7 protein-coding genes are annotated in these 8,446 nt (G+C 65.6%); all 7 read left to right on the plus strand.

What is annotated here, in order from left to right; all coding sequences use genetic code 11:
* The 7 genes from ACX80U_RS11945 to ACX80U_RS11975 all read left to right on the plus strand — a co-directional run bounded on the left by ACX80U_RS11945 (window position 1) and on the right by ACX80U_RS11975 (window position 8,285).
* Window positions 1–819 carry a hypothetical protein gene (locus tag ACX80U_RS11945; protein WP_459268586.1) on the plus strand — a complete coding sequence of 273 codons (819 nt, stop codon included), beginning with the start codon at window positions 1–3 and terminating at the stop codon, window positions 817–819.
* Window positions 816–2,540: a hypothetical protein gene (locus tag ACX80U_RS11950; RefSeq protein ID WP_459268587.1), complete on the plus strand. Its 1,725-nt coding sequence runs from the start codon at window positions 816–818 to the stop codon at window positions 2,538–2,540. The genes ACX80U_RS11945 and ACX80U_RS11950 overlap by 4 nt, the downstream gene beginning before the upstream one ends.
* Window positions 2,537–4,069: an SCO6880 family protein gene (locus ACX80U_RS11955; RefSeq protein WP_459268588.1), complete on the plus strand. Its 1,533-nt coding sequence runs from the start codon at window positions 2,537–2,539 to the stop codon at window positions 4,067–4,069. The genes ACX80U_RS11950 and ACX80U_RS11955 overlap by 4 nt, the downstream gene beginning before the upstream one ends.
* A complete protein-coding gene (locus ACX80U_RS11960) occupies window positions 4,069–5,610 on the plus strand; it encodes a hypothetical protein (RefSeq protein WP_459268589.1) in 1,542 nt (513 codons plus the stop codon). Before ACX80U_RS11955 ends, ACX80U_RS11960 begins: the two co-directional genes overlap by 1 nt.
* Complete coding sequence (locus ACX80U_RS11965) at window positions 5,607–7,295, plus strand: type IV secretory system conjugative DNA transfer family protein (RefSeq protein WP_459268590.1); 1,689 nt, start codon at window positions 5,607–5,609, stop codon at window positions 7,293–7,295. The genes ACX80U_RS11960 and ACX80U_RS11965 overlap by 4 nt, the downstream gene beginning before the upstream one ends.
* Window positions 7,292–7,687 (plus strand): DUF4913 domain-containing protein, encoded by a 396-nt coding sequence (locus ACX80U_RS11970; protein ID WP_459268591.1) that lies wholly within the window; start codon window positions 7,292–7,294, stop codon window positions 7,685–7,687. The genes ACX80U_RS11965 and ACX80U_RS11970 overlap by 4 nt, the downstream gene beginning before the upstream one ends.
* A 91-nt stretch (window positions 7,688–7,778) precedes the next feature.
* Window positions 7,779–8,285, plus strand: coding sequence for a hypothetical protein (locus ACX80U_RS11975; RefSeq protein ID WP_459268592.1), 507 nt, complete (start codon window positions 7,779–7,781; stop codon window positions 8,283–8,285).
* Window positions 8,286–8,446: the final 161 nt, after the last annotated feature.

Raw genomic sequence — 8,446 nt, forward strand, 5'->3', positions numbered from 1 at the left:
ATGAGCACACAGGACACCACCCAGGAACCGAAGGCCCGCCCGAAGTGGTTCGGCGCTGCCGCGATGCTGCTGGCCCTGGTGCTGGTCGGCCTCCTCGCATGGAGCCTGCGGGTATTCCTCTTACCCAGCAGTGACGACCCGGCAGCAGACCCAACCACCGCTTCAACGCAGACAGCACCATCGTCGTCCGCGTCCGCGTCCGCGTCCGCGACGGCAGTACCCGTCGAGGACGCGGACGCCGCGTGGGACTGCCAGGCGGACCTCAACAACGACGACGCATCTGTGGCTGACAATGCTCCAGCGATCCAGGAATGGGTAGTCGGCGAATACAACGTGATCCCGTTCTCGGAGTTCGGCGGATGCGAGAAATTGCCCTCCACCTTGCGTGTCGGTTACGCACCGACTCAAGCGGGGTCACTGGTGGCCGCGGCCACGTATGCCGTCGCTCTCGACCCGTCAGCCAGCGAGCAAGCAGCGTCTGACCTCGACGTAGCGGTAGCGGAAGGGCCGAACCGAGTGCTGTTGGGCGAGCGAGCACAGCGTATCCGGGACGGCCTCGAGCAGAGCGAAGACACCTCCGTCATTGCCCGCTTGACCCTGCTGGGCTATATCCAGAACAGCTACAGCGATGACGCAGCGTCCTACCGGCTGATCTACTCGGCACCCGACGCGTCGGGTCTGGAACAGACACTCATCGCTCAGATCGATCTGGTGTGGGAGGACGGCGACTGGAAGCTTGACCCGGCATCGGGCAACGACTTTAACAGCTGGGCCCGCTACCAAGGACAGCAATACGTCCAGTGGGGACCTAAATCATGATCGGAGATTTGGCGGGGAACCTCCTAGAAGGTGTCGCCGGCAGCGCGATCCAGAAACTGATCCAGTACCTCGCAAGCTGGCTTGTGCAGGTCCTGACGGAAATGATCAACTTCGTCGGTACCTGGTGGTTGAAAATCGGCGCCCCGGATATGAGTGCAGGGTCCGCGACCGACCGCATTCAGCAGTCGACGTTGATCTTCGTCGGGATGGCCGGTGTCATCGGAACAGCGTTCGCGCTTATCAAGCTCGCCCGGGACCAGGACCGCGCCTCGACTGAAAACCTGATCATGGGCATGGTGCGGACCATCCTGACTACCGCACTGGCCGTCCCGATGGTGGGCCTTCTGTTCGGGCTGACCGATGTCCTCGCACCGTGGTTGGTAACCACCATCTCCGGGTCCGCGCAGGAGGACGGGCTCGGATCGGCGATGGGCCTAGATGCCATTGCGGGAACCACGATGACCATGCAGCTCGCCGGCATCATCCTGTTCGTTGTGCCGCTGGCCCTGCTCGGGGCGATCATCAACGCGGTCATCGTGATCTTCTCCTACGGTGGGGCGATCGCACTGTGCGGGGTGCTCCCGATCTTTGCCGCGGCTTCACAGACTGAGCGCGGCCGGAAATCCTTCGACAAGGCCGTCGGCTGGCTGGCAGCTGTCGTCCTCTTCAAGCCTGCCGCAGCAATCCTGTACGGGGCGGGACTCGCCCTCCTGAAAGGCATCAACGGCACTGCAGACAACGAACTCGGAAACACCGCGATCGGTCTGATCACCGGCCTCGTCATCATCAGCAGCGCCTGCATTGCGATGCCAGCCCTGGCGAAGGTCCTCGTGCCTGCCGTCAGCGCAGGACCGCAGGGCATGGGGGCATCCGGCCTGGCCATGGTCGGCGGTGCCGTCGCCATCGGAGCACTCACCGGCGGGATCGGCGCTGCAGCCGGCGCCGCAGCTGCAGGCGGTGGTAGCGGGGGCGCCGCAGCAATCACTGGTGGAGGGGCCGCAGCAACGGCCGGGGAAGCGGCCGCAACGAGTGGAGGCGCCGCAGCAACTGGCGCAGCCACTGCCGCAAAGACATCTGCGACCGCCGGCACCAGCAGCAGTACTGCCGCAGCCAGTGGAGGCGGAAGCGGAGCCACCGGTGCTGCAACGCCTGGTGGTGCCGACGGCGGAACTGGTGGAACCGGACCATCCGGGGCAGCACAGAGGCCGGAGCAACCCGCCGCGCCGACATCGGACTCAGGTAGCGGGGCATCCGGAGAAAATGCTGGCGCACCCGGCAGCGGGTCTGGTGGAGGTTCTGGTGGTCCTTCGGGTGCGGAGCCGCGCCCGAAACGATCCGGAGCAGAGACGACCCCGGTCAGTGATGCCGGTGCTGGTGGATCAGGTTCGCCCGGACCGACAGGCGCACAGCCTCAGGCAGAACGCACCGGCACACCTACGGAATCACCGACGGGAGCACCAGCCGGTACCAGCTCCGGTGCCAGTGACGGCAGCTCGTCAGCTGGAGGACCAAGCGGGGCAGAGCCCGCAGCATCAGGCGACAAGCCTCCAACGGAAGCTCCTGAGGCCGCACCCGCAATGTCACCGACGGCTGAGGGGTTCCGGGCCGGGGCGCCGTCCGGTGCCGACAAATCGGCCCAAAACCAGCAACGCATCGAGTACGCGGTGCAGAACGTAGTCAGGGACATGGAACGCGCAGTGGAAAGTGGGGATGACAGTTGAGCACCGAACAGACAATCGTCAGGCAGTACGGCAACATCGCAGAAGACCGGACGGCGGGTCTGATGGGCTTCTCGATGGCTTCGACCGTCGTCCTGGGCGCAGGAGCAGTCGGAGTGTTTATCGCGATCATGGCCTCGCAGATCTGGGTGGCCGTCGGCATCGCCCTGGTCGCATTCATCACCGCCACGATCCTTGGCTCCAAGGACCGTCATGGTCGGTCCAAGCCTGAGCGGTGGCTGGCGCGCAGCATGCACTCCAAGGCCAAAAAGGCTGGGAAGACCGTCTACAAGTCAGGTCCTGTCTCGCAGATCCCGGACGGTTCATTTCGTGCACCGGGACTGCTGGCCGCAACGGAGCTGATCGACTTTCAGGACCTCTTCGGCAACGAGGGTGTCATGCTCTGGCACCCGAAACTGAAAACCGGCACCATCTTCTTCTCCACGAACTCCTCCGGCCTGGGCCTGCTGGACCAGGACCGCGTCAACCGACTCGTCGGGTCATGGGCAGCATTCCAGCGCGACGCCGGCTCCAACGCCCGAGTCGAGCAGATTTCCGTGACCACGCAGTCGACCACCGATCCGGGCGAACGCCTCCCTGACGCGATCGCGGTGGCCCGGCAGCAGGCCGGGCCCCACGAAGTGCCCGCCTTTGCCCGTCAGGTGATGGATGACGTGGTGAACGACCTCAACCTCGACGTGCCCAAACTCGAGCAGTGGGTGGCCCTGACATTCACCGGCAAGGCCAACGACGGCGACCGCGCACCGGAACGCTCCGCCGAGGAGCTGGTGGCCGATGTGAAGTCCCTCCTGCAGGGGTTCAAGGAAGAACTCGAAGACGTCGGCGCGGGCAGCGTGTCTCTCATGCGGGCCGCTGACCTCACCGACCAGACCTACGTCGCGTTCAACCCGCGCGCCGCGGCCGCCGTCGAACGCGCCCGCCTCTCCGGTACCGGGACCGGTCTCACCTGGCACGAAGTAGGACCCTCGGCCGCCCGGACGATCGGATACCCGGGCCGGTACGACCACGCCGGCGTGACGAGCAAGTCATGGCAGATGTTCAAGCCGCCGGCCGGGACGTTCCGCGAGAACGCCCTGGTGGCACTGCTGGGCCCGGATGCGAGCATGCTGCAGAAGCGCGTCACCGTGTTCTACCGCCCGCAGCCGCCGGAGAAGTCAGCACAGCAGGTCGCGCAGGCGCTCACCAATGCGCAGTTCGCCACGAACCAGAAGGGCCGCCGCCCGACCAGCTCGCAGATCATCGCCCTCGAGAAGGCACGCAAGGCCGAGCGGGAGCAAGCCGAAGGGGCCGCGCTGGTGCGCTTCGCCATCGGCGTCACCGCGACGGTCGAAAGCCCGGGACAGCTGCAGGCGGTGGAAGCGAAGATCATGCGCAACGCCGCCACCGGCATCCAAATCCGTATGCGGTCCTGCGACTACAACGACGACGCCGCGTTCTCCTTCAACCTCGGGCTCGGGCTCGTGCCCGAGCACCTGGCCACCATTTCCTCCGACGTCCGGAAGGCCCTCTAATGTCCGCGCTCGACAGAATCGTCGACAAGGTCATGGACCGGTTCCTGGGCCGGTCTGAGGCCGCGGCCGCCGTCACCGCTGCATCGTTCCCACAGCTCACGGACAAGGGCATGCGGGTCCGTGAGGGCGGCATGGTGACGTGGGTCGAACCGCCTCCGGAGTTCACGGCCACCTCGAACCAGACCGCGGGCCTGTGGCCGTTCTGCGTCGGTACGTCCTCGCCGCTGGTCGGTGCGGTCTTGGGCCGGAACCTGCTCAACAGCTCTGTGGTGTGCGGGGATCCGATCAGCCTGTTCCTGCACGGCATCATCTCCTCCCCATCCGGGTTCATCCTGGGCCTGAACGGTCGGGGGAAATCCTCGGTCGCCGTCCGCATGGCACTGGCGCTGATCGATCAGGGGTTCCTGATCCTCGTGGCAGGGGACCTCAAACCAGACTTCGCCGGCGTGGTCCTGGAAACCAACGGGCAGGTCGTGCAGGTCGCCCCCGGCGTCGGGGCAATCAACCCTCTCGACGCCGGCCCGCTCTGGCGGGAGCTCGAGCGCCTGCCAGCCCCGATGCAGCGCCAGATGCGCGCCGAAATCCACGCCCGGCGCCTGATGACCCTCACCGGGCTCATCGAACTGGTCTTCAAGGAACCGCTGGATGCGAAGAAGCAGGAACAGACGGTGCTGTCCATGGCGATCGCCATGGCCGCGGAGAAAGCGGAAGCGGAGGACCGGCAACCGCTGGTCGGCGACGTCGTCGCCGCCATCAAGTCCGCGCCACCGCAGATCCAGTCGGCACTGCTCATCGAGGACCAAAAGGAGTACCTGCCGCAGGTCAAGAACCTCCTGGCGGGCCTGAACGCCCTCGGTGAGCACGGACCGTTCGGGGACGTGTTCTGCCAGCACACCACCAAGGAAATGAAGATCGACACCTCCGTGGACTTCGACATTTCCCTCATCGACGAATCCCAGCTGACGCTCCGCGCCGCGGTGCAGACGGTGTGCTGGTCCTACGGTCAGGCCGGCATCTCGGCCGCGAAGACCCTCGCCGATGCCGGGCTGATGGAGGAGCGCCATCACCTGATGATCATGGACGAGCTGTGGCAGTCCCTGCGCGCCAGTGAGTTGCTGGTCCACCAAATCGACTCGATTACTCGCCTGAACCGGACCAAGGGCCTGGGGCAGCTGATGATCACGCACTCGATGAAGGACCTGCAGCTGTCCACGGACGAGCTGACAAAGATCGCCACCGGTTTCGTGGAGCGCTCATCCGTGAAGATCCTCGGCGGGCTCGCGCAGAACGAAATGGACCTGCTGGAAACGGTGTTCCCCGTTTCGGAGCGGGAGAAGGCGATGCTGGTCGGCTGGTCTGCCGAAGGATCGATGAACCCGAACACCAATCAGGTCTCCCCTCCTCCCGGGCGGGGGCGGTTCATGCTGAAAACCGGGTCCGAACCCGGTGTGCCGTTCCGGGTGAACCTCACCGCCGGTGAACTCAGGGCCCACAACACGAACCAGGCGTGGGCTGCTGCGCAGGCAAAGGTGAACCGATGAAGACCGAGGAAAACGGCCCGGTCATCGCGTTCTCGTGTCTGGTCCTGGCCGCGTTCGCCGCCGTCGCCCTGATCCACCTTGCCGATGCGTTCACCCCGGTTCCCACCAACCTGTCATGGAACCCGATCACCCTCGCGATCGGCCTTGCTACTGGAGATCCGTGGCCGGCTGCCGCAAGCTGGTTGCTCGGCGCCGAAGCGGTCGTGGTCATCGCTGCCTTTGCGTGGTGGAGCACCCGCCCTGTGTCACGGACCGCGGAAGCGTCCCGTCGGATGAGTCCTGGCGGGAAGATGCATCCGGCGATGCTCGATGCCCGTCTCTCCGAAGCGGCCCGCCTCCACCCGACTGCAGAAGGTATCGGCCCGGGCCTAACGATCGGTTACGCCGGCGACACCGGCACGAAGGCGGTCATCCAGGGGTGGCGGGAGTGCTCGACCCATGTATGGGGGACCGGGCGGGGTAAGACGACGACGCAGGTCGTCCGTCATGCCACTGAAGCCCCCGGCGCGTACATCATGACCAGCAACAAGGTCGACGGCGTCGCCGAAGTCCTGGCCGCCCGGTCTGGAACCGGCACCGTGTGGTTGTTCGACCCGCAGCGGATCTGGCGCGACAGTCACTGGCCCGCCATGATCTTCAACCCGCTCACGATCGTCACCGACACCATGAGCGCCGGCGAGGTTGCATCGATCTTCGAAACTTCCTCCGCACCGAACGCGGGCCAGGGCAAGGGCGACGCCCAGTTCGACTCCCAGGGACGAGACTTCCTCGCCTGGTGCCTCCTCGCCGCCGCCAAGAGTGACGGCACGATGAAGGAGGTCCTGCGATGGGTGTCCTCGGCAGACTTCATGGAACCCGCCGAGCTGCTCGAACAGGAAGGCCATACTGGCCCGGCTTCGGCGTTGAAGGGCATGAGCGCCCAACCGGAGGACACCCGCGGATCCGTGGCAGCCAGTGCCCAGCGCATGGCCTCCGCCCTCGTGCACGACGAACTCATGGCGTGGTCGACACCGACCCCGGGCGTCCCGGTGTTCGACCCTGCCCGCTTCGCGACAGGCAAAGACACCCTCATTCTTCTCTCGCAGGACGCCGCCGGCTCCGGCGCCGCATTCGTGTCCACCCTCGTCTACGCAGTGTTCACTGCAGCGCAGCAGGCCGCCCGGCGGGCCGGCGGGCGCCTGCCGGTGCCGCTGGTCGCTGACCTGGACGAGGTCGGGAACGTCGTCAAGCTCAAGCAGCTGCCCGGGTGGTACTCGTTCTTCGGGTCCATGGGCATCGTCGTCAGCTCCTACTTCCAGACCCGCGGGCAGGGGATGGCGATGCTCGAGCGCACCGGGTGGGACACCCTCTGGTCTGCTGCCGCGGTCAAGGTCTACGGCGGCGGATCCGACGACACACAATTCCTCGAATCCCTGTCCAAGACGATCGGCCAGTACGACGCGAAGGTCCACAGCAGCTCGACCTCACGGAACGGGTCGTCGCGGTCCGTGCAGACCCAGCGCCGGGACATTATGTCCGTCTCCCAGCTCTCCGAGCTTCCTGCCAACCGAGCCTGGGTGAAGACGTCCACCGGTGGAGGGACCATCGTCCAGACCGTCCCCTGGTTCCGCGACAAGACCATCACCGCCCGAATCGGGGAAACCGTCGACCGCATTCGGGTTGCGAAGGTAGGGAACACGTCATGACCGGGACCGCCAACAAGTCCGCAAGTGATACTGAACCTAACGGTCAGGACGGGGGAGAGGACTTCGCCTTTACACCAGAGGAGTTGGTGGACTGGGTGGAGGGCCTGGTGGCGATGCTCGAGTCCGTGGACCGGTCGCAGAACCAGTACTGGTGCTCCCAGTGGTGGAACCACCCCGAGGCCGTCGACCGGCTTCGGGGGCTGTACGAGCAGTGGCTTGACGCCCAAGCGAACGGAGGTATGTCGTCGTGGTGGATCGACCACTTTGACCGCCACGCCAACGTCCTGTTCGCCAAACGGGGCCCATTCGGCGAATGCGGGACTACACATTCGAATAAGACTGCCCGGCGCATCCTCGCCACCGAGCAACCGCCCCTTGGGTGGGAATGGTGAGGTACCAATAGCTCCTGCTCTGCAGAGCGGCGTGCAGTGATGCTTGGCCGGCTGTCATATCCACACCCGTGAGTGGGGCGTGGGCCAGATCATGGCCTCCCACACCCCGTCGGACCTCAAAGCGGTCAAGGACGAAGCTGACCGGCACAAGGCCCAGGGCATCATGGACCGCTGCGGCATCAAGATCCTCGGCGGTCTCCCCCGCTCCGAAATGACACTGCTCACCCAGTCCGTGCCGTTGAGCAACCGGGAGCAGGAACAGCTCGCCGCATGGCAGGACCCTCCCGCCTGGAACCGGGCCGGCGACGACGCGATGCGGTACACCAACGACGTGTTCCGGCGCACCGATCAGTCGTTCACGGACGATGAGCTGGCTGCGTGGCTCAAGGACGACGACAACGCCGCCTGGTACAACGACGACCGGACCACTCAGCCCCCACCAGGGCAGGGCAAGTTCTTCATCAAGGTCGGCTCCCGGGCCGGCATCCCGTTCTCGATGGAGTTCACCCCGACGGAGCGCCGGTCGCGTGTCCACGACACCGAGAAGAAGTGGCACAAGGCCAAGAGAACCGCTGCAGAGGAGGGAGGCGAGCTGTGAGCTCACTGGACCGCAAGCACACAGCCGGACTTGGCGGCGAGGCCGCACTCCTGGTCGTCCTCATCCTTCTCGTCGGCGTCCCCGGAGCCCTCTACGGGCTGAACACCCTCGGACACCAACTCGAGCCACGCCCGGACGGTATCCCGACCGGGTTCTGGCCA

Source organism: Arthrobacter sp. TmT3-37 (assembly GCF_054510835.1).

Bases quoted from the DNA above. Each gene is read 5' to 3' on its own strand.
- ACX80U_RS11965 (WP_459268590.1), top strand. From the start codon at position 5,607: ATGAAGACCGAGGAAAACGGCCCGGTCATCGCGTTCTCGTGTCTGGTC.
- ACX80U_RS11975 (WP_459268592.1), top strand. From the start codon at position 7,779: ATGGCCTCCCACACCCCGTCGGACCTCAAAGCGGTCAAGGACGAAGCT.
- ACX80U_RS11960 (WP_459268589.1), top strand. From the start codon at position 4,069: ATGTCCGCGCTCGACAGAATCGTCGACAAGGTCATGGACCGGTTCCTG.
- ACX80U_RS11970 (WP_459268591.1), top strand. From the start codon at position 7,292: ATGACCGGGACCGCCAACAAGTCCGCAAGTGATACTGAACCTAACGGT.
- ACX80U_RS11950 (WP_459268587.1), top strand. From the start codon at position 816: ATGATCGGAGATTTGGCGGGGAACCTCCTAGAAGGTGTCGCCGGCAGC.
- ACX80U_RS11945 (WP_459268586.1), top strand. From the start codon at position 1: ATGAGCACACAGGACACCACCCAGGAACCGAAGGCCCGCCCGAAGTGG.